The organism is Streptomyces sp. Sge12, from assembly GCF_002080455.1.
GTDB lineage: Bacteria > Actinomycetota > Actinomycetes > Streptomycetales > Streptomycetaceae > Streptomyces.
Genome location: NZ_CP020555.1, coordinates 775,289 through 795,010 on the forward strand (window position 1 = coordinate 775,289; position 19,722 = coordinate 795,010).

At 72.6% G+C, this 19,722-nt stretch carries 16 protein-coding genes and 2 riboswitches; of the genes, 9 read left to right on the forward strand and 7 right to left on the reverse strand.

Annotated elements, in window-relative coordinates; genetic code table 11:
* Positions 1 to 21: 21 nt before the first annotated feature.
* Complete coding sequence (locus B6R96_RS03625) at positions 22 to 1,011, forward strand: hypothetical protein (protein ID WP_081521543.1); 990 nt, start codon at positions 22 to 24, stop codon at positions 1,009 to 1,011.
* A gap of 203 nt (positions 1,012 to 1,214) precedes the next feature.
* Positions 1,215 to 2,639, forward strand: coding sequence for an amino acid permease (locus B6R96_RS03630; protein ID WP_384505739.1), 1,425 nt, complete (start codon positions 1,215 to 1,217; stop codon positions 2,637 to 2,639).
* 82 nt (positions 2,640 to 2,721) lie between these two features.
* On the opposite strand, the gene B6R96_RS03635 is transcribed toward B6R96_RS03630, so the two are convergent.
* Positions 2,722 to 3,198, reverse strand: a complete 477-nt coding sequence (locus B6R96_RS03635) for a hypothetical protein (protein ID WP_081521544.1) — start codon at positions 3,196 to 3,198, stop codon at positions 2,722 to 2,724.
* A gap of 284 nt (positions 3,199 to 3,482) precedes the next feature.
* Here B6R96_RS03635 and B6R96_RS03640 point away from each other — a divergent pair, with 284 nt between their 5' ends.
* The 5 genes from B6R96_RS03640 (at position 3,483) to B6R96_RS03660 (ending at position 9,631) form a co-directional block, all read left to right on the forward strand.
* A complete protein-coding gene (locus B6R96_RS03640; RefSeq protein WP_081521545.1) occupies positions 3,483 to 4,076 on the forward strand; it encodes a TetR/AcrR family transcriptional regulator in 594 nt (197 codons plus the stop codon).
* Positions 4,073 to 4,909, forward strand: a complete 837-nt coding sequence (locus B6R96_RS03645) for an alpha/beta fold hydrolase (RefSeq protein WP_081521546.1) — start codon at positions 4,073 to 4,075, stop codon at positions 4,907 to 4,909. Before B6R96_RS03640 ends, B6R96_RS03645 begins: the two co-directional genes overlap by 4 nt.
* An 84-nt stretch (positions 4,910 to 4,993) precedes the next feature.
* Positions 4,994 to 5,219: riboswitch (cobalamin riboswitch) on the forward strand.
* A 163-nt stretch (positions 5,220 to 5,382) separates the two neighbouring features.
* A complete protein-coding gene (metE, locus tag B6R96_RS03650; RefSeq protein WP_081521547.1) occupies positions 5,383 to 7,707 on the forward strand; it encodes a 5-methyltetrahydropteroyltriglutamate--homocysteine S-methyltransferase in 2,325 nt (774 codons plus the stop codon).
* Between the two features lie 224 nt (positions 7,708 to 7,931).
* Positions 7,932 to 8,759: a dihydropteroate synthase gene (gene folP / locus B6R96_RS03655; RefSeq protein WP_237291632.1), complete on the forward strand. Its 828-nt coding sequence runs from the start codon at positions 7,932 to 7,934 to the stop codon at positions 8,757 to 8,759.
* A gap of 209 nt (positions 8,760 to 8,968) precedes the next feature.
* The gene (locus B6R96_RS03660) at positions 8,969 to 9,631 is read left to right on the forward strand and encodes a deoxynucleoside kinase (protein WP_081521549.1); all 663 of its coding nucleotides are present in this window, start codon (positions 8,969 to 8,971) and stop codon (positions 9,629 to 9,631) included.
* Positions 9,632 to 9,748: 117 nt separating this feature from the next.
* On the opposite strand, the gene B6R96_RS03665 is transcribed toward B6R96_RS03660, so the two are convergent.
* The 5 genes from B6R96_RS03665 to B6R96_RS03685 are packed head-to-tail and all read right to left on the reverse strand — an operon-like array spanning position 9,749 to position 15,165.
* On the reverse strand, positions 9,749 to 10,534 hold the full coding sequence (locus B6R96_RS03665; protein ID WP_081521550.1) for an enoyl-CoA hydratase: 786 nt from the start codon (positions 10,532 to 10,534) through the stop codon (positions 9,749 to 9,751).
* On the reverse strand, positions 10,531 to 11,451 hold the full coding sequence (gene mmsB, locus B6R96_RS03670; protein WP_081521551.1) for a 3-hydroxyisobutyrate dehydrogenase: 921 nt from the start codon (positions 11,449 to 11,451) through the stop codon (positions 10,531 to 10,533). The genes B6R96_RS03665 and mmsB overlap by 4 nt, the downstream gene beginning before the upstream one ends.
* Positions 11,448 to 12,521: an enoyl-CoA hydratase/isomerase family protein gene (locus B6R96_RS03675; protein WP_107475455.1), complete on the reverse strand. Its 1,074-nt coding sequence runs from the start codon at positions 12,519 to 12,521 to the stop codon at positions 11,448 to 11,450. The genes mmsB and B6R96_RS03675 overlap by 4 nt, the downstream gene beginning before the upstream one ends.
* The gene (locus B6R96_RS03680; RefSeq protein WP_081521552.1) at positions 12,518 to 13,669 is read right to left on the reverse strand and encodes an acyl-CoA dehydrogenase family protein; all 1,152 of its coding nucleotides are present in this window, start codon (positions 13,667 to 13,669) and stop codon (positions 12,518 to 12,520) included. The genes B6R96_RS03675 and B6R96_RS03680 overlap by 4 nt, the downstream gene beginning before the upstream one ends.
* Complete coding sequence (locus B6R96_RS03685) at positions 13,666 to 15,165, reverse strand: CoA-acylating methylmalonate-semialdehyde dehydrogenase (RefSeq protein ID WP_081521553.1); 1,500 nt, start codon at positions 15,163 to 15,165, stop codon at positions 13,666 to 13,668. The genes B6R96_RS03680 and B6R96_RS03685 overlap by 4 nt, the downstream gene beginning before the upstream one ends.
* Positions 15,166 to 15,393: 228 nt before the next feature.
* Positions 15,394 to 15,572: riboswitch (cobalamin riboswitch) on the reverse strand.
* Positions 15,573 to 15,655: 83 nt separating this feature from the next.
* Here B6R96_RS03685 and B6R96_RS03690 point away from each other — a divergent pair.
* Positions 15,656 to 16,570, forward strand: a complete 915-nt coding sequence (locus B6R96_RS03690) for a cobalamin-binding protein (RefSeq protein ID WP_081521554.1) — start codon at positions 15,656 to 15,658, stop codon at positions 16,568 to 16,570.
* A 37-nt stretch (positions 16,571 to 16,607) separates the two neighbouring features.
* On the opposite strand, the gene B6R96_RS03695 is transcribed toward B6R96_RS03690, so the two are convergent.
* The gene (locus B6R96_RS03695) at positions 16,608 to 18,017 is read right to left on the reverse strand and encodes a short-chain fatty acyl-CoA regulator family protein (RefSeq protein ID WP_081521555.1); all 1,410 of its coding nucleotides are present in this window, start codon (positions 18,015 to 18,017) and stop codon (positions 16,608 to 16,610) included.
* Between the two features lie 350 nt (positions 18,018 to 18,367).
* On the opposite strand from B6R96_RS03695, the gene aceA reads away from it, so the two are divergent.
* The gene (aceA, locus tag B6R96_RS03700; protein WP_081524958.1) at positions 18,368 to 19,651 is read left to right on the forward strand and encodes an isocitrate lyase; all 1,284 of its coding nucleotides are present in this window, start codon (positions 18,368 to 18,370) and stop codon (positions 19,649 to 19,651) included.
* Positions 19,652 to 19,722 lie beyond the last annotated feature (71 nt).

Below are 19,722 nucleotides of genomic sequence, written 5' to 3' on the forward strand. Positions count from 1 at the left end.
CCCGTTGACCGGGACGAGGTGATGGCGGGCAGCGATTTCCGGCCCGTCTACCATCCGGCCGGCCACGACAACGAGCTGCGGTCCGCCGCCCAGGACCTGCGCACCGGCCGCTGGGTGTCGATGGCGCGCTTACTCGAACGCACCGACGGCTGGGGGCTGTGGACCCAGCGCACCCAGGTCCTCGCCGCCATCTCCGCCGGATCCGACGTGGTCCAGGCCTGGCGGGCCGAGGAACCGAACAGCGTCGCCGCACTCGTGATGCACACGCGCGTCACCGTCGAGCGGGCCGTCCGCGCCCACCGCGCCGGGCACCCCCGCACCGGCGAGCTGTGGCAGGAGGCCTGGGAGACCTGCCGGGAAGCCGCCGGCATCAGCCCCGCCGACCCCGTGCCCTGGGTCTGCCTGCTCGCCCTCGCGCTCCTCGACGAGCACCGGCAGATGGCCGAGCACCGGATCGCGCCGCCCGGCCCGATGCTGCCCCCCGGCCCCTGGGGCATCCTCGCGGAGGCCGACAAGCGCGACCCGCACAACCGCGAGGCCTACCACCGCATGCTCCAGTTCGTGTACGCGGGCACGCCCGGACCGCTCTCCGAGGCCGCCAACTTCGTGCACTGGGCGGCCGGTTCGGCACCCCCGGGCTCCGCCCTGCACGTCCTGCCGCTGTACGTACGGGTCGAACGCTACCGGCGCGAACGGGGCCAGGAGCGGGCCCTCGACCTGCACTGGGTCGCCGAGGACGCCGTCCGCGACGCCCTGCACGCCCTGGACGCCCTGGACGCCTGGTTCCACCACGCCGACCTGCCGCGCGCCTCCCCGCTCGATCTGAACCAGCTCGCCCACGCCCTGTGGGGAGCCCTCCAGTTCAAGGAGGCGGCCCGGGTCTTCGACACCATCGGGCCGTACTGGACCACCGTGCCATGGGCCCAGCGGACCCGTGACCCGGCCGACCGCGCCCTCGCCGAGGAGGTGTTCCTGCAGGCCAGGTCCCGCAGCCTGGCCGGCCGGAACTGACCCCCGCCTCCCTTCCCCACGGCATGGCCGCTCGCTCCACCGCACCACCAGGCTCCACCGTCCCCCGTGCTCCACAGACCCCCGGAGGTACCGCCGTGTCCAGAACCGAATGGGCAGCCCGCCAGGACCGCAAGGCCCCACCCCAGCAGGACGAGGAAAGACGGCTCAGGGAACTCGGCTACCAGCCCGTACTCGCCCGCCGGATGGGCGGCTTCGGCAACTTCGCCATCAGCTTCTCGGTCATATCCGTCCTGTCCGGCTGCATGACCCTCTACGGCTTCGGCATGGGCTCCGGCGGCCCGGCCGTGATGCTGTGGGGCTGGGTCGGCGTCGGCCTCTTCGTGCTCTGCGTGGGCCTCGCCCTGGCCGAGGTGACCAGCGCCTACCCCACCTCCGGGGCGCTCTACTACATGGCCGACCGGCTCGGCGGACGCCGCTGGGGCTGGTACACCGGCTGGCTGAACCTCCTCGGCCTGCTCGGCGCCATCGCCGGAATCGACTACGGCGCCGCCCTGTTCACCGGCGCCTTCCTCAACCTCCGCTTCGGGTTCGTGCCCACCCCCGGCTCGACGTTCCTGATCTTCCTGTGCATCCTGCTGCTGCACGCCGCGCTCAACCTCTTCGGCGTCCGCCTCGTCAGCGTGCTCAACTCCATCAGCGTCTGGTGGCACCTGGGCGGTGTTGCCGTGATCGTCGGCGCCCTGGCCTTCGTACCCGACAACCACCAGTCGGCCTCGTTCGTCTTCACCGAGTTCGTCAATGACACCGGCTGGGCCAACCCGTTCTACGTGGCGGCCGTCGGACTCCTGCTCGCCCAGTACACCTTCTCCGGCTACGACGCCTCCGCGCACCTGTCGGAGGAGACCTCCAACGCCTCCGTCTCCGCCGCCAAGGGCATCGTCCGGGCCATCTGGGTCTCCTGGGTCGCCGGCTTCGCCCTGCTCGCCGGCCTGACCTTCGCCATCCAGGACTACGCGGCCGTCCAGGGCAGCGCCACCGGCGTCCCGCCCGCCCAGATCTTCATCGACGCGCTGGGCTCGGGCGGCGCCACCGCCCTGCTCCTCGTCGTCATCGTCGCGCAGCTCTTCTGCGGCAACGCCGAGGTCGCCGCCGCGAGCCGGATGGTCTTCGCGTTCAGCCGTGACAACGCGCTGCCCGGCTCCGCCCTGTGGCGCAAGGTCAGCAGCCGGACCCAGACGCCGGTGCCGGCCGTCTGGCTCGCGGTCGCCGTCGCCGGCGTACTGGCCCTCCCGTCGCTTTACTCGGCCACCGCCTACGGGGCCGTGACCGCCATCAACGTCATCGGCATCACCCCGGCCTACGCCATCCCGATCTACCTGCGCCTGCGCGCCGGCAACCGCTTCGAGCCCGGCCCCTGGAGCCTGGGCCGCTGGAGCAAGCCGATCGGCTGGATCGCCGTCGTCTGGGTGGCGCTGGTCACCGTCCTGTTCTGCCTGCCGCAGAAGTCCCCGGTCACCATCGACTCGATGAACTACGCCGTGATCGCCCTGGCGGTGGTCCTGGTCCTGGCCAGCGTCTGGTGGTACGTCGCCCGTCGCTCGTACGGCACCCCGGCGGCCTACGGCAACGCCCGCGAGCAGGCGGAGATCGCCGAGGACATCGTCTGACCCCGCCCTCACGAAGCCGCGCGGTCGAACGCGCGTCGCGGCCGGTCGCACGGGCGACCGGCCGCGATGTCATGCCGGGTGCTTATACCGGGGTGCCCGGGATGGCCGTGAAGCCGGTGCCGCACGCCGCGGGGAGGGTCGACGGGGTGAACGGCGCCCCGCCGGCGGTGGCGCACTGCGCCTGGTGGAGGGCCCCGTCGCTCGCGAGCAGCGTGATGAAGAGCTGGCCGGGGTTCTCCTCGGTGACCGAGACGGCGGTGTCGTGGACACAGGTGGGCGCGCCCGGGAGCAGAGCGAGGTTGATCCAGACTCCGGGGTTGCGGCTGTCGTTGAGGAACGCGTGGCCCTGGCGGTCGGTCGCCGAGCGGAACACGGTCCCGAAGAGACCGCTGAGCCGGAAGTCGACCACGGTCGAGGCGACCTGCCGCACCGACGAGCACTTGTTGCCCACGGGTTCCGGTCCCTGAGCGGCCGCCGATGCCGGCGCCGCCAGTGCCCCCAGGAGCATGGCTCCGGACGCGGCCGCGACACCCCGCGCAGCCCAGGCGAACTTCCTCATATCCATCCTTCCGTCGAGTGCGTGCCCGCCTCCGTCACCCGGAGGACCGGCCTGTGCGGGGAAGAACCTCGCACGCCCCATCACGGACATCCGCACACCATTCCGACGAGTCACCTGCACGGGGTGCCATGGGCCGCCCAATGGACGGGCGCACGAACGGGGCGCGGACGTCACTGCGCGGCGCGTGTTCGCCCAGTGCTTCCCGGTGGGCCGAGCGGCCGCCGCACCTTGCACACCTAGGGGCCCTAGGTTAAAACTAGAACCCCTAGGGGAAGGGAGGGGCCATGGCACGGGCAGGACTGACGGCGGAGCGGGTTACGGTCGCGGGCGCCGAACTGGCGGACGAGGTCGGGCTCGAGCGGCTGTCCATGGCGCAGGTGGCGCGCCGGCTCGGGGTGAAGGACGCGAGCCTCTACGCGCACGTGCGCAGCCTGGAAGACCTGCGCGGACGGATCGCGCTGCTGGCGGCGGACGAGAAGACGCTGCGGATCGCGCAGGCCACCGCCGGGCGGGCGGGCAGGGACGCGCTGGTCGCGTTCGCCGACGCCTGGCGGGAGTACGCCCATGAGCATCCGGGCCGCTACGCGGCGACCCAGACGGCGATCCGGATCGGCCCCGAACTGGCCGCGCAGGCGGCCGGACCGCGGCGCGCGGTCGAGCTGACCTACGGCATGCTGCGCGGCTACGGCCTGGCGGAGCCCGACCTGACCGACGCGGTCCGGTTGTTGCGCAGCACGTTCCACGGGTTCGTCGCGCTGGAGGCCGCGGGCGGGTTCGCGCACGCGCGTTCACCCGAGGAGTCCTGGGGCCGCGCCCTCGACGCCCTGCACACACTCCTGGAGCACTGGCCCCCGCATCGAGACGGAGACTCCTCATGACCGAACCGACCACCGGCAGCCTGCGCGTGCCCGGCGCGACCCTGCACTACGAGGTACGCGGCCGGGGCCCGCTCCTGCTGCTGATCCCCGGCGGGACGGGCGGCGCGGCGTCGTTCGACGGCATCGCCGACGACCTGGCCGCCGAGTACACCGTCGCCACCTACGATCCGCGTGGCATGTCCGCGAGCACGCTCGACGACCCCGGGGCCGCACAGTCCGTGGCCGAACACGCCGACGACGCGCTACGGATACTGGACCTGCTCTCGCCGCATGCACCCGCCCGGGTGTTCGGGACCAGCTCGGGCGCGATCGTCGCTCTGCACCTGCTCGCCGCTCACCCCGAACGCATCGAACGTGTCGTGGCGCACGAGCCGCCGGTGGTGGAGGTGCTGCCGGACGCCGCCGCCCACCGGAAGCTGCTCACACGCGTGCAGGAGACGCTGCACTCCCGGGGACTCATGCCGGCGATGGCCGAGTTCGCCGCCGGCCTGCGGAAGGACGGCGAAACCGCCGGGCCCCGGGCCCCGGCAGGGCTGCCGCCGCAGGCCGCGGCACGGGCCGAGCGGACGATGGCCGGCCTCCCGTACTTCGTCGGGCGGATCGTGCCCGCGTTCATGTCCTACGTCCCCGACGTCGACCGCCTGGCGGCGCTGTCGGACCGGCTCGTGCTGGTCTGCGGCGAGGACTCCCGCGGCGAACTGCCGTACCGCCCGGCCGCTTCACTGGCCGAGCGGTTCGCCACGGAGCTCCTGCACTTCCCCGGCGGACACACGGGCCTGACGACCCACCCCGCCGGGTTCGGCGAGCACCTCCGCAAGGCGCTGTGCGCGTAACGGGCCCGATCAGGCGGGGTCGGCTGTCTCATTTTCGTGGTCCGGCATGTGGACCGCTTTACTCACGCTCAAGTCGATCCACTTAGTGTGGTTTCCGCAGCTGGTTCGCCCCGTCCGCCAGGCGGGATGCGTCGCAAGAGGGAACCCGGTGGGAATCCGGGACTGCCCCGCAGCGGTGAGCGGGCACGACCGCCGTCATACGCACTGGGACCGGACAACGGTCCTGGGAAGCGACGGCCAGTAGGTGCCCGCCGGGAGACCGGCAGGCGTGCCCGCGAGTCCGAAGACCTGCCCGTTGCCCGCACGCGACCGTTCGCATGCGGCCATTTCGGTGACCTCGTGGGCGGGTCGGCGTACACAGCGAGCGGCACGTGCGGCACCTTCCGCGACGTGGGCCGCCCGTTCTGTCGTTCCCTTCGCGTCCGCGTCCCGTCCCCGGGATGTTCAGGACACATCTCGCGAAGGAGAGTTCCGTGACAGCGAAGCCCGCAGCCGCGGCAGCACGAGCCACCGTGTACGGCTACCCCCGCCAGGGCCGGAACCGCGAACTGAAGAAGGCCATCGAGGGCTACTGGAAGGGCCGGGTCACCGCCGACGCCCTCCGCCGGGCCGCGGCCGACCTCCGCCGTTCGAACTGGCAGCAGCTGGCCGACGCCGGCATCACCGAGGTGCCGACCGGTGACTTCTCGTACTACGACCACGTTCTGGACACCAGTGTCATGGTCGGCGCTGTTCCCGAGCGGCACCGCGCGGCCGTCGGGGCCGACGCGCTCGACGGCCTCTTCGCGATGGCCCGGGGCACCCAGGACGTCGCCCCGCTGGAGATGACCAAGTGGTTCGACACCAACTACCACTACCTGGTCCCCGAACTCGGCCCGGACACCGTCTTCAGCGCCGACTCCACCAAGCAGGTCGCCGAGCTGACGGAGGCCCTCGCGCTGGGCCACACGGCCCGCCCGGTCCTCGTCGGGCCCGTCACGTACCTGCTGCTGGCCAAGCCCGCCCCCGGCGTGGCCGCCGACTTCCAGCCGCTGACCCTGCTCGACCGGCTGCTGCCCGTCTACGCCCGGGTGCTGGCCGACCTGCGCGCCGCCGGCGCCGAGTGGGTGCAGCTGGACGAGCCCGCCCTGGTCCAGGACCGTACCCCGGCCGACCTGGGGGCCGCCGCCCGCGCCTACCGGGAGCTCGGTGCGGCGACCGACCGGCCCAAGCTGCTCGTCGCCTCCTACTTCGACCGGCTCGGGGAGGCCCTCCACGTGCTCGCCGCCGCCCCCGTCGAGGGCCTCGCCCTGGACTTCACCGACGGCGCCTCAGCGAACCTCGCCGACCTCGCCGCCGTCGGCGGCCTGCCCGGCAAGCGCCTCGTCGCCGGAGTGGTCAACGGCCGCAACGTCTGGATCAACGACTACCAGAAGTCGCTGACCACCCTCGGCACCCTCCTCGGCCTCGCCGACCGGGTGGACGTCGCCGCGTCCTGCTCCCTGCTGCACGTCCCGCTGGACGCCAACGCCGAACGCGACATCGACCCGCAGATCCGCCGCTGGCTCGCCTTCGCCCGCCAGAAGACCACCGAGATCACCACCCTCGCCCGTGGCCTCGCCCAGGGCACGGACGCCATCACCGCCGAACTCGCCGCCAACCGCGCCGACCTCGCCTCCCGCGCCGGCTCCGCCATCACCCACGACCCGGCCGTCCGCGCCCGCACCGCGGCCGTCACCGACGCGGACGGACGCCGCTCCCAGCCGTACGATCGGCGGACCGTCACCCAGCGCGCGCACCTGGGCCTCCCCCTGCTGCCCACCACCACCATCGGCTCGTTCCCGCAGACGAACGAGCTGCGCACCGCGCGCGCCGATCTGCGCGCCGGTCGCATCGACTCCGCCGGGTACGAGGAGCGGATCAAGGACGAGATCCGCGAGGTGCTCGCCTTCCAGGAGAAGACCGGGATCGACGTCCTGGTGCACGGCGAGCCCGAACGCAACGACATGGTGCAGTACTTCGCCGAGCAGCTGACGGGGTACCTCGCCACCCAGCACGGCTGGGTGCAGTCCTACGGCACCCGCTACGTCCGCCCGCCGGTGCTGGCCGGGGACATCTCCCGCCCCGAGCCGATGACCGTGCGCTGGACCTCGTACGCCCAGTCGCAGACGGCCAAGCCGGTCAAGGGCATGCTGACCGGCCCCGTCACGATGCTCGCCTGGTCCTTCGTACGCGACGACCAGCCCCTCGGAGACACCGCCCGACAGGTCGCGCTCGCCCTGCGCGACGAGGTGGGCGACCTGGAGGCGGCCGGCACCTCGGTCATCCAGGTCGACGAGCCGGCCCTGCGGGAAACCCTCCCGCTGCGGGCCGCCGACCACGCCGAGTACCTCGCCTGGGCCACCGAGTCCTTCCGGCTCACCACCGGCGGTGTCCGGCCGGACACCCAGATCCACACCCACATGTGCTACGCGGAGTTCGGCGACATCGTCCAGGCCATCGACGACCTCGACGCCGACGTCATCAGCCTGGAGGCCGCCCGGTCCCACATGCAGGTCGCGGACGAGCTCGCCGCGCACGGCTACCCGCGTGAGGCCGGTCCCGGCGTCTGGGACATCCACTCCCCGCGCGTCCCCAGTGCCGAGGAGGCGGCCGCGCTGCTGCGCAAGGGGCTCCGGGCCATCCCGGCCGAACGGCTGTGGGTCAACCCGGACTGCGGTCTGAAGACCCGCGGCTGGACCGAGACCCGCGCCTCCCTGGAGAACCTCGTCGCGGCCGCGCACGAGGTCCGCGCGGACCTCACGAGCGACAGCTCCTGACCCCGTGGCGGGGCCGGGACGGACGCCCCTGAGGTGTCCCGTCCCGGCCCCGCCGCACGCGACTGCACTCGCAGCGTCGAAGCGTCGAACCCGCCTCTCCTGGAGATGACCCCATGCCCATCCACCCACTGGCCGGCCGCGTCAGGGTCCTCGGAGCCGACGGGGACCGCCCCGACCGGCGCGGCGTGGTCGCCGGCCTGCCGGACTGGGGCCGGTGTGCGGTCATGGGAGTGCTGAACGTGACTCCCGATTCCTTCTCCGACGGCGGTCACTGGTTCGATCCGGCCGCCGCCCTCAAGCACGGCGTAAACCTCGCGGCCGAGGGCGCCGACCTGGTCGACGTCGGCGGCGAGTCCACCCGGCCCGGCGCCGCCCGCGTCGACGAGGAGGAGGAATTGCGGCGCGTCATTCCCGTCGTCCGGGGCCTGGCCGCCGAGGGGGTCCTCGTGTCCGTCGACACGATGCGCGCCCGCGTCGCCGAGCAGGCGATCGACGCGGGCGCGGTCCTCGTCAACGACGTCAGCGGCGGCCTGGCGGACCCGGACATGCTGACGGCCGTCGCGGCCGGCGGCGTCCCCTTCGTCGTCATGCACTGGCGCGGCTTCAGCGACGCCATGGACAGCCGTGCGGTGTACGGGGACGTCGTCGGCGAGGTCGTCGCGGAGCTGCGCGCCCGGATGGACGCCGTGGTGAGTGCCGGCGTCCCGCCCGAGCGGCTCGTGATCGACCCGGGCCTGGGGTTCGCCAAGCTGGCGCAGCACGACCTGAGCCTGGTGGCCGGGCTGGCCGATCTGCGTGCGCTGGGGCGGCCCGTCCTGGTGGCGGGCTCCCGCAAGCGGTTCCTCGGCCGGGTCCTGGCCGGTGCCGGCGGCACACCGCCCGCTGCGGAGCGGCGGGACGGCGCCACGGCCGCCCTGTCGGCCATCGCCGCCCACCAGGGTGCCTGGGCCGTCAGGGTGCACGACGTACGGGCGACGGCGGACGCCGTCCGGGTCGCGGACGCGGTGGCGGGGGCGCGGGCGCGGGCGCGGGCGCGGGCGGGGGTGAGGTGACCGCCCGCGCTCTGGCCTGCGGGGGGTGGATCGTCATTTAAGATTCAAGGCGGCCGCAGGGCTGCGGCCCGCCGCCGTGCGCGGCGGCTGCGGAATGACGCTGATCATGAAGATCCCGGGGAATCGCCTGACCACCGGCGTGCGTCTCAGTGGTGCGGGGCGCCAGGCCCACCGCCCGCGAACAGAAGACCCCCAGGGAGAAGTGAGGTATGCCAGTGATCTGCGTCGGAGGCATGATCGGCATCGGCAAGACGAGTGTGGCCGAGCTGATCGCCAAGGAGCTGGGCAGCGAGGTCTTCTACGAGAGCGTGGAGGACAACCCGATCCTTCCGCTCTTCTACAAGGCGAGCGCCGAGGAGATCCAGGCCAAGCGCTACCCCTTCCTGCTCCAGCTCTACTTCCTGCAGACGCGGTTCGCCGCGATCAAGGAGGCGTACAAGCAGGGCGACAACGTCCTGGACCGGTCCATCTACGAGGACTGGTACTTCGCCAAGGTCAATCACGACCTGGGGCGGATCAGCTCCCTCGAAATGCAGGTGTACGAGGGGCTGCTGAACGAGATGATGCGCGAGATCGACGGCCTGCCGTACCGCAAGGCGCCCGATCTCATGGTCTATCTGAAGGCGGACTTCGAGACGGTGCTGCACCGCATCGGGCTGCGGGGCCGTGACTTCGAACAGGACGAGAGCCTCGTCGAGTACTACCGGATCCTGTGGTCCGGCTACGACGACTGGGTGCACAAGCACTACTCGGCCAGCGAGGTCCTTGTCATCGACATGAACCACACCGATGTCGTGCACAACCCCGAGGACGCGGCCCGTGTGGTGCGGGAGGTCAAGGACACTCTGGCGACGGTCGCCCACCGGGCCTGACCCGGCGGCGGCATCGGCTCGGGCCGGGCATGCGGCCACGCACCACATGCGTCCGCGCGGCGAAGGCCCGAGCGGCTCCTCGCGCCGGGAGGGACGAGGAGCCTCTCGGGGGCGGCATCAGCGGTGGGTGAAGTCCGGGGACCTCTTGTCCACGAAGGCGCTCATGCCCTCCTTCTGGTCGGCGGTGGCGAACACGGCGTGGAAGAGGCGGCGTTCGAAGCGGACGCCTTCGGCGAGGGTGGTCTCGAAGGCACGGTTCACCGCCTCCTTGGCCATCATCGCAACGGGCGCCGACATGCCCGCGACCGTTTCGGCGACGGCCAGGGCCTCGGCCATCAGCTCGGCCGCCGGGACGATGCGGGAGACGAGCCCGGCCCGCTCCGCCTCGACGGCGTCCATGGTCCGGCCGGTGAGGCAGAGTTCCATGGCCTTGGCCTTGCCGACGGCCCGGGTGAGCCGCTGCGAGCCGCCGATGCCGGGGATCACACCGAGCTTGATCTCGGGCTGGCCGAAGACGGCGGTGTCGGCGGCGAGGGTGATGTCGCAGAGCATCGCCAGTTCACAGCCGCCGCCCAGCGCGTAGCCGGACACGGCGGCGACGGTGGGGGTGCGCAGGTTGCCGAGGCGGTCCCAGGCGGTGAACCAGTCGGTGAGGTACATGTCCATGTACCCCTGCGGCTGCATCTCCTTGATGTCGGCGCCCGCCGCGAAGGCCTTCGCGGAGCCGGTGAGGACGATGCAGCCGATGTCCGGGTCGCGGTCGAGGGCCTCGGTCGCGGCCACGACCTCGTTCATCACCCGGAGGTTGAGCGCGTTGAGCGCCCTCGGCCGGTTGAGGGTGAGGAGGGCGGTACGGCCCTTGCGCTCGACGAGGATCGTCTCGTAGGCGGTGGTCTCGGTCACGGGGTGGTGGTTCCCTTCGGTGCTTCGGCCGCCGCGTCCCGCAGGACGTGGACGATGCCGGAGAAGTCCTGTGCGGCGCCGTTCGCTTCGGCGAACGCCGCGTACATGTCGGCCGCGCGCAGGCCGAGGCCGGCTTCGATCCCGCCGGCCCGCAGGGCGTTGGCGGCGAGGCCGAGGTCCTTGGCCATGAGCGGGGCCGCGAATCCGGGCCGGTAGTCGCGGTTGGCGGGACTGGCCGGGACCGGTCCGGGGACGGGGCAGTTGGTGGTGAGCGCCCAGCACTGGCCGGAGGCGGTGGAGGCGACGTCGTACAGCGCCTGGTGGGAGAGGCCCAGGCTCTCGCCGAGGACGAAGGCCTCGCTGACGGCGATCATCGAGATGCCGAGGATCATGTTGTTGCAGATCTTCGCGGCCTGGCCGGCTCCCGCTCCCCCGCAGTGCACCGTCTTCCTGCCCATGGCCGCCAGCAGCGGTTCGGCCCGGGCGAACTCCGCCGCGCCGCCGCCCGCCATGAAGGTGAGGGTCGCCGCCTCGGCGCCGACCACTCCGCCCGAGACGGGCGCGTCGAGCGCCCGGTGCCCGGCGGCGACGGCCAGTTCATGCGCTGCGCGGGCGTCGGCGACGTCGATGGTCGAGCAGTCGACGAAGAGGGTGCCGGGCCTGGCGGCCGCCAGCAACCCCTCGTCGCGGTAGAGGGCCAGGACGTGCCGGCCGGCGGGCAGCATGGTGATCACGACGTCCGCCGGGGCGGCGGCCTCCGGGGCCGAGTCCACGATCTCCACCCCGGCGGCCGAGGCCGCGGCCAGGGCGTCGGGGACGAGGTCGAAGCCGAGGACGCGGTGGCCGGCGGCGACGAGGTGGGCGGCCATCGGGCCGCCCATGCGGCCGAGGCCGACGAAAGCGATGACCGTGGTCACCAGGGCACCTCCTGGGGGGAATCGGCGGTGGTGAGGGCCAGTTCGCGGTCGTCGCCGAGCGGGGCGAAGTAGCGGGCCGTGTCGGCGTCCGTCACCTCGGAGAGCCGGTCGGGCGACCAGCGGGGGTTGCGGTCCTTGTCGATGACCTGGGCCCGGATGCCCTCGACGAGGTCGTGCGAGGCCAGTGCCGCACAGGACACCCGGTACTCCTGCTCCAACACCCGCTCCAGCGGCCCGAGCGCGCGGGCCCGGCGCAGCGCCGCCAGGGTGACCTTCAGGGCGGTGGGCGACTTGGCGGCCAGGGTGGCCGCGGCCTCCTTCGCCGCCGGGACGCCGGCGGCGAGGAGCCGGGTGATGACCTCCTCCACGGTGTCGGCCCCGTAGCAGTGGTCGATCCACGCGCGCTGGGCGGCGAGTTCACCGGCGGGGGCCGGGCCCACGTGGGCGGCGACGGCGTCGTGCACGGGGCCCCGGGCGAGGTCCGCGACCAGCGCTGCGAGCCGTTCTGCGGGTACGAAGTGGTCGGCGAGGCCGCAGAGCAGCGCGTCGGCGGCGCCGACGGGCGCTCCCGTCAGGGCCAGGTGGGTGCCGAGTTCGCCGGGGGCCAGGGCGAGGAGGTAGGTACCGCCGACATCGGGGACGAACCCGATGCCGGTCTCGGGCATGGCGACCCGGGAGCGCTCGGTGACGATACGGACCGAGCCGTGCGCCGAGATGCCGACGCCGCCGCCCATGACGATGCCGTCCATGAGGGCCGCGTACGGCTTCGGATAGCGGGCGATCAGCGCGTTGAGGCGGTACTCGTCGCGCCAGAAGTCCGCCGAGGCGGTGCCGCCCGTGCGGGCGTCCTCGTAAATGGCGCGGATGTCGCCGCCCGCGCAGAGCCCGCGCTCGCCCGCTCCGGAGATCACCACCGTCTGCACCGCCGGGTCGTCGCGCCAGGCCGTCAGGGCTTCCTCGATCCGCAGCACCATGGGATGGCTGAGGGCGTTCAGGGCTTTGGGGCGGTTGAGGACCAGCCGCCCGGTCCGGCCCTCGACACGGACGAGGACCTCCTCTTCCCCGCTCATCGCAGAGCCTCCGTCAGGCCGCGGGCGACGATGACGCGCATGATCTCGTTGGTCCCTTCCAGGATCTGGTGCACCCGAAGGTCGCGGACGATCTTCTCGATGCCGTATTCGCTCAAATAGCCGTAGCCGCCGTGGAGTTGGAGTGCCTCGTTGGCCACGGAGAAACCGGTGTCGGTGGCGAACCGCTTGGCCATCGCGCACAGCTCCGCCGCCTTCGGCCCGTCCGCGTCGAGGGCCTCGGCGGCCGTACGGACCAGGGCGCGGGCGGCGGCCAGTTCGGTGGCCATGTCCGCGAGCCGGAATTGCAGGGCCTGGGCGTCCAGCAGCCGGGCGCCGAAGGCCTCCCGGTCGGCGAGGTACGCGAGGCTGCGGTCCAGGGCGCTGCGCGCACCGCCGAGCGAGCAGGCGGCGATACCGAGCCGGCCGCCGTTGAGGCCGTTCATGGCGATGCGGAAGCCGTCGCCCTCGGCGCCGAGCCGCCGGTCGGCGGGCAGGCGCACCCCGTCGAGGACGACCTGGCGGGTGGGCTGGGCGTTCCAGCCCATCTTCCGCTCGTTGGCGCCGAAGGAGACCCCGGGGTCGTCCCGCTCGACGACGAACGCGGAGATCCCCCGGGGGCCCACCTCCGCGGTGCGGGCCATGACGACGTACACGCCCGCGGCCCCGGCGCCGGAGATGAACTGCTTGACGCCGGTCAGGACGTAGTGGTCGCCATCCCGTTCGGCGCGCGTGCGCAGGGCGCCCGCGTCGGAGCCGGCGCCGGGCTCGGTGAGGCAGTAGCTGCCGAGCGTGTCGGCCGTGCACAGGCCGGGCAGCCAGCGGCGGCGCTGGGCCGGGTCCCCGTACCGGTCGACCATCCAGGCGACCATGTTGTGGATGGAGAGGTACCCGGCAATGGACGGGCATCCGGTGGCGAGGGTCTCGAAGACGAGGACGCCGTCGGCCCGGCCGAGTCCGGAACCTCCGTGCTCCTCGCGGACGTAGACCCCGCCGAGGCCGAGGGCGGCGGCCCGCCGGATCACGTCGACGGGGAAGTGCTTGTCGCGGTCCCAGGCGACGGCGTGGGGTGCGAGGTGTTCCTGGGCGAAGTCGAGGGTGACCTCGGCGAGGGCGAGCTGGTCCTCGGTGAGGGTGGTCACGGCGCTCATCCCATCGTCGGGATGGTGAAGCTCGCGCCCTCCTTGGCCCCGGAGGGCCAGCGCGAGGTGACGGTCTTGGTGCGGGTGAAGAAGCGGATGGAGTCGGGGCCGTGCTGGTTCAGGTCGCCGAAGCCGGACCGCTTCCAGCCGCCGAAGGTGTGGTAGGCGACGGGCACGGGGATCGGCACGTTGACGCCGACCATGCCGGCACCCACCCGGCGGGTGAAGTCGCGGGCGGTGTCCCCGTCGCGGGTGAAGATGGCCACGCCGTTGCCGTACGGGTGCTCGGTGGGCAGCCGCAGGGCCTCCTCGTAGTCGGCGGCCCGTACGACGCAGAGCACCGGGCCGAAGATCTCCTCGCGGTAGATCCGCATCTGCGGGGTCACCCGGTCGAAGAGGGTGGCTCCGGCGAAATAGCCGTTCTCGTGCCCGGGCAGGGTGAACCCGCGCCCGTCGACGACGAGTTCGGCGCCCTCGGTGGCTCCGATGCCGACGTAGCGGTTCACCCGGTCGAGTGCGTCCCGGCTGACCAGCGGCCCGAACTCGGCCTCGGGGTCGTCGGAGCGCCCCACGCGCAGGGTGGCGATGCGCGCCGTCAACTTGGCCACCAGGGCGTTCGCGGTCTCCTCGCCGACGGGGACGGCGACGGCGATGGCCATGCAGCGCTCGCCCGCGGAGCCGTAGCCGGCGCCGATGAGGGCCTCCACGGCCTGGTCGAGGTCGGCGTCGGGCATCACGATCATGTGGTTCTTGGCGCCGCCGAAGCACTGGGCGCGCTTGCCGTGGGCGGCGGCGGTGGCGTAGATGTGCGCGGCGATCGGGGTGGATCCGACGAAACCGAGGGCCTGCACGCGCGGGTCCTCCAGGAGGGTGTCGACGGCCTCCTTGCCCCCGTTGACCACGTTGAGCACGCCCGGCGGCAGGCCGGCCTCCAGGAACAGCTCGGCGAGGCGCAGCGGTACGGAGGGGTCGCGTTCGGAGGGCTTCAGGATGAAGGAGTTGCCGCAGGCCAGCGCGGGCGCGGCCTGCCACAGGGGGATCATCGCGGGGAAGTTGAAGGGGGTGATCCCGGCGACCACGCCCAGCGGCGAGCGCAGCGAGTGCACATCGATCCCGGTGCCCGCGTTGTCGGTGAACTCGCCCTTCAGCAGGTGCGGGACACCGGCGGCGAACTCCACGACCTCCAGGCCGCGTTGCAGGTCGCCGTGGGCATCGGCGATGGTCTTGCCGTGCTCGGAGGACAACAGCCGGGCCAAAGCGTCGCGTTCGCCCTCGACGAGCTGGAGGAAGCGCAGCATGACGCGGGCGCGCCGCTGCGGGTTCCACTGGCCCCATTCCTGCTGGGCCTCCTCGGCGTCGGCGATCGCCGCCTCGGTGTCGGCGCGGCCCGCCAGGGGGACCCGGGCCTGGACCGTACCGGTGTTGGGGTCGTACACGTCGGTGAAGAGCCCGGACGTGCCGGTCGTGTGCTTTCCGCCGATGAAATGGGTGAGTTCGCGGACCATCGAAGCCTGCTCTCGTCAGGTGAGATCCGAGGAAGGCGCGGCGCAGGAGCGGTGCGGCACCGATCGGGGTGCGCACCGCGGGCTCGGCCGCGGGACAGGGGAGGGCTGGGGGCGCCCTCGTCGAGTCACGAACGCGGGGACAGGGCGCCGCCGTTCGGGTACTCCGCCGGATCACCCGGGCCGTGGTCACGTACCGGTGCCATGCGTGTCTGCTCCATCCTCGTGGACAACACGGAACACCCCACGGCCGGTATCCTGACTCCCGGATCATCGCGCGCTCTCCGGCCTTCCCGGCGGATGGTTTCCGTCAGTGGCCTGTACTGCTGAAGAACGCACTTCCCGGTCACAGTGGCGGGACCGCGCCGGATTCACACCGGCTTCCCTGCACCGCGGGCTTGCGACGAAGATATAGTTGGACGTCCTAGTAAGTCCACCCCCGCCGTGGCGCGGACGTGTGAAAAGCCCCCGGACCAGGGCCTACAGTCGAGGAATGCGCATCGTTTCGCTGCTTCCCGCGGCCACCGACATCGTGGCGGAGCTCGGCCTGGCCGCCGACCTGGTGGGCCGCACGCACGAGTGCGACTGGCCCCCGGAGCACGTGGCCGGTGTGCCCGTGGTGACCTCCGCCGAGTTCTCGTCGGACACCCTGAGCAGCCGGGAGATCTCCGACGCGGTCGGCGGCGCCGCGCACAGCGGCTCCTCGCTCTACACCCTCGACACCGACGCCCTCGGCGCCCTGGCTCCCGAGGTCGTCCTGACCCAGGACCTGTGCGACGTCTGCGCCGTCTCCTATGCGGGGGTCAGCCGGGCGGTGCGCGTCCTGGACGGCGGGCCCCGCGTGCTCAGCCTGGAGCCGCGGACCCTGGGCGACGTACTGGACTGCCTGGTCACGGTGGGCGAGCTGCTCGGCGTACGGGATCACGCGCGGGCCCGCCGGGAGGCGCTCGCCGCCCGGCTGGACACCGTACGCACGCTCACCGCGGGGCGGCCGCGACCGCGCGTGGTGGCGATCGAGTGGCTGGATCCGCTCTGGCCGGCCGGGCACTGGGTGCCGGAGCAGATCGGGTGCGCGGGCGGTGAGCCGCTGATCGCCGCCCCGGGCGAGCACACCCGGCCGATGGACTGGGAGGCGGTCCGGGCCGCCCGCCCGGACGTCCTGCTGGTCATGCCCTGCGGGTTCGGCCCGGAGCGCACCCTGCGCGAGCGGGAACTGCTGACGTCCCTGCCCGGGTGGCAGGACGTGCCCGCGGTGCGGTCCGGTGAGGTGTGGGTGCTGGACGGTCCCGCCTACTTCAACCGCCCGGGCCCCCGCGTCGTGCGCGGCGCGGAGGTCCTGGCCCACGTCCTGCACGGGGTCCGGGCCGACGAGCCGGTGACCACGGCGGAGGCCCTCCGGCTCGGTTGAGGAGAGCGGGCCGCGGTGTGCCGCGCGGCCGATCGGGTCACGGTGCGCGGTCGGCGACCTGGTACGGGACGAAGGTGCTGGTGTTCTCGTCCACGGCCAGCGGGCGTCCGAGGGGCGGGACGGCCCGCTGGGGGCAGTCGAGGCGTTCGCAGAGGCGGCAGCCCATGCCGATGGGAGTGGCGGCCGCCGTGTTGTCCAGGTCGAGGCCGTCCGAGTAGACGAGCCGGGAGGCGTGCCGGATCTCGCAGCCCAGGCCGATGGCGAAGGTCTTGCCGGGGGCTCCCCAGCCGCCGCGGTGGCGGGTGACGGCGCGGGCGGTCCACAGGTGGCGCTGCCCGTCGGGCATGGCGGCGACCTGGACGTGGATGCGGCCGGGGGCGGCGAACGCCTCATAGACGTTCCACAGCGGGCAGGTGCCACCGGCACGCGAGAAGTGGAATCCGGTGGCGGACTGCCGCTTGGACATGTTGCCCGCCCGGTCCACCCGGACGAACGAGAAGGGGACCCCGCGCAGCCTGGGACGTTGCAGGGTGCTGAGGCGGTGGCAGACCGTCTCGTAGCCCAGGCCGAACCGGTCGGTGAGCCGTTCGATGTCGTAGCGGAATTCCTCCGCGGCAGCGTGGAACGCCGTGTACGGGAGGATCAGCGCGGCGGCGAAGTAGTTGGCGATACCGATCCGGGCCAGCCCGTGGGCGGTGGATCCGGCTGCGAAATCCTCCGACGCGAGCCGGTCCAGCTCGTCGGCGTGCTCCAGGAGCGCGAGTTGGGTCGCCATCCGGAACGCCTGCTGGCCCGGCCGCAGCCCGGCCGACAGGTGCAGCACGCGGGCGGAGTCGTCGTAGTGGTGGAGCCGCTCGGAGTCGGCGGCCACGCGGACGCCGTGCCGGTCGGCCAGGCGCGCCGACAGGGCGCGGACGACCTCCCCGGGCCGGATCCGGATGGCGCGGGCCAACTCCTCGGCGGCGAGATCGATCTCGTGGAGGTAGTTCTGGCGGCGGTAGAAGAACTCCCGGATCTCCTCGTGCGCGGAGCGCGGCCCGCCGGCCCCCGGCAGCCCTTCCCGGTCGCCGTCCGCTCCGGCCAGCCGCTCGGCGAGGAGCTGGCTGCGCCGGCCGAGGTCGAGGAGCACCCGGGCGACGGCGGGCATCCGGGACGCCAGCTCCGCCAGGTCCGAGGCCGAGACCCGGGCCTCGGCGACCTCGCCGGCCAGCGCCTCGCGCAGGTCCGCGACCAGGCGGCTGGTGTCGCGTTCCGAGAAGAAGCCCGGGTCGACGCCGAAGGCCTCGGTGAGCCGCAGCAGGACGGGCACGGTCAGCGGACGGGAGTCGTGCTCCATCTGGTTCAGGTAGCTCGGCGAGATCGCCAGGACCCGGGCCAGGTCGGCCTGGCTCATCCGGCGCTCCTCGCGCAGCCGCCGCAGCCGCGCGCCCGCGTACGTCTTGCCCATCGCCTCACTCCCCCACGCACTCGCCCAGCGCCCAACCCTACGCACACATCCGGGTCCCGAGGGATTCGCAAACTTGGCAAACGGGCGCGAAAAGATTCGCAGAACTTAGCAGGCGTCCACGATTGATGGCACTGGGTGTCACTGCGAGAGTCGTCCTGCGGCCCGCCGGAACAGGCGGCAGCGGCAGGACCAACCGGGCTCGAATCATGCCCTGATATCGGCGATCCGGCAGGTCCTGGCGAGTGGTTCGGCAACATTGCTCAGCTCGTTCCACACCGGTACGGCGGGCCGCGATCCAACTTGATGGCACCTCGTGCCATCCCTTCGCACTCATGGAGACGGTGACGGTCATGGCAGACACGACGAAGACGACGGCAGCGGCCCTCGCCGAGCGCTGGTCGACGGATCCCCGGTGGGCGGGCATCGAGCGCACCTACACCGCCGAGGACGTCGTCCGGCTCTCGGGCAGCGTCCGCGAGGAGCACACGCTGGCCCGACGGGGCGCCGAGCGGCTGTGGCGCCAGCTCCACGAGCAGGACTACATCCACGCACTCGGCGCGCTCACCGGCGGCCAGGCGGTCCAGCAGGTACGGGCCGGCCTCCAGGCGATCTACCTCTCCGGCTGGCAGGTGGCCGCCGACGCGAACCAGGCCGGGCACACCTACCCCGACCAGAGCCTGTACCCGGTCAACTCGGTGCCGCAGGTGGTGCGCCGCATCAACAACGCGCTGCTGCGGGCCGACCAGATCGCCACCGCCGAGGGCGGCACGGACACGACGGACTGGCTGGCCCCGATCGTCGCGGACGCCGAGGCCGGCTTCGGCGGCCCGCTGAACGCCTTCGAGCTGACCAAGGCGATGATCGCGGCGGGCGCGGCCGGCATCCACTACGAGGACCAGCTGGCCTCCGAGAAGAAGTGCGGCCACCTCGGCGGCAAGGTCCTCGTGCCGACCGCCCAGCACGTCCGCACCCTGAACGCGGCCCGCCTCGCGGCCGACATCGCCGACACCCCGACCCTGATCATCGCCCGTACGGACGCCCTGGCCGCCACCCTGCTGACCAGTGACGTCGACGAGCGCGACGCCGAGTTCTGCACGGGGGAGCGCACCTCCGAGGGCTTCTACCACGTCCGGGGCGGCATGGCCCCGGTCATCGCCCGCGGCCTCGCCTACGCCCCGTACGCCGACCTCATCTGGGTGGAGACCGGCACCCCGGACCTGGAGCAGGCCCGCGCGTTCGCCGAGGCGATCCACGCGCAGTACCCCGACCAGATGCTGGCCTACAACTGCTCGCCGTCCTTCAACTGGAAGGCCGCGCTGGACGACGACCAGATCGCCAAGTTCCAGCGCGAGCTGGGTGCGATGGGCTACCGCTTCCAGTTCATCACCCTGGCCGGCTTCCACTCCCTCAACCACGGCATGTTCGACCTCGCCCGCGGCTACGCCGAGCACGGCATGACCGCCTACGTCGACCTCCAGGAGCGGGAGTTCGCCGCCCAGGCCCAGGGGTTCACCGCCGTCAAGCACCAGCGCGAGGTCGGCACGGGCTACTTCGACCTCGTCTCCACCGCGGTGAACCCGGCCTCCTCCACCACCGCGCTGTCCGGCTCCACCGAGGAAGAGCAGTTCCACTAGGCCGTCTCTTCCCGATCCTGCCGGGCCCACGACGCCCGGCGCACCACCCCGCCGGCACCGTCGCCCGCCGT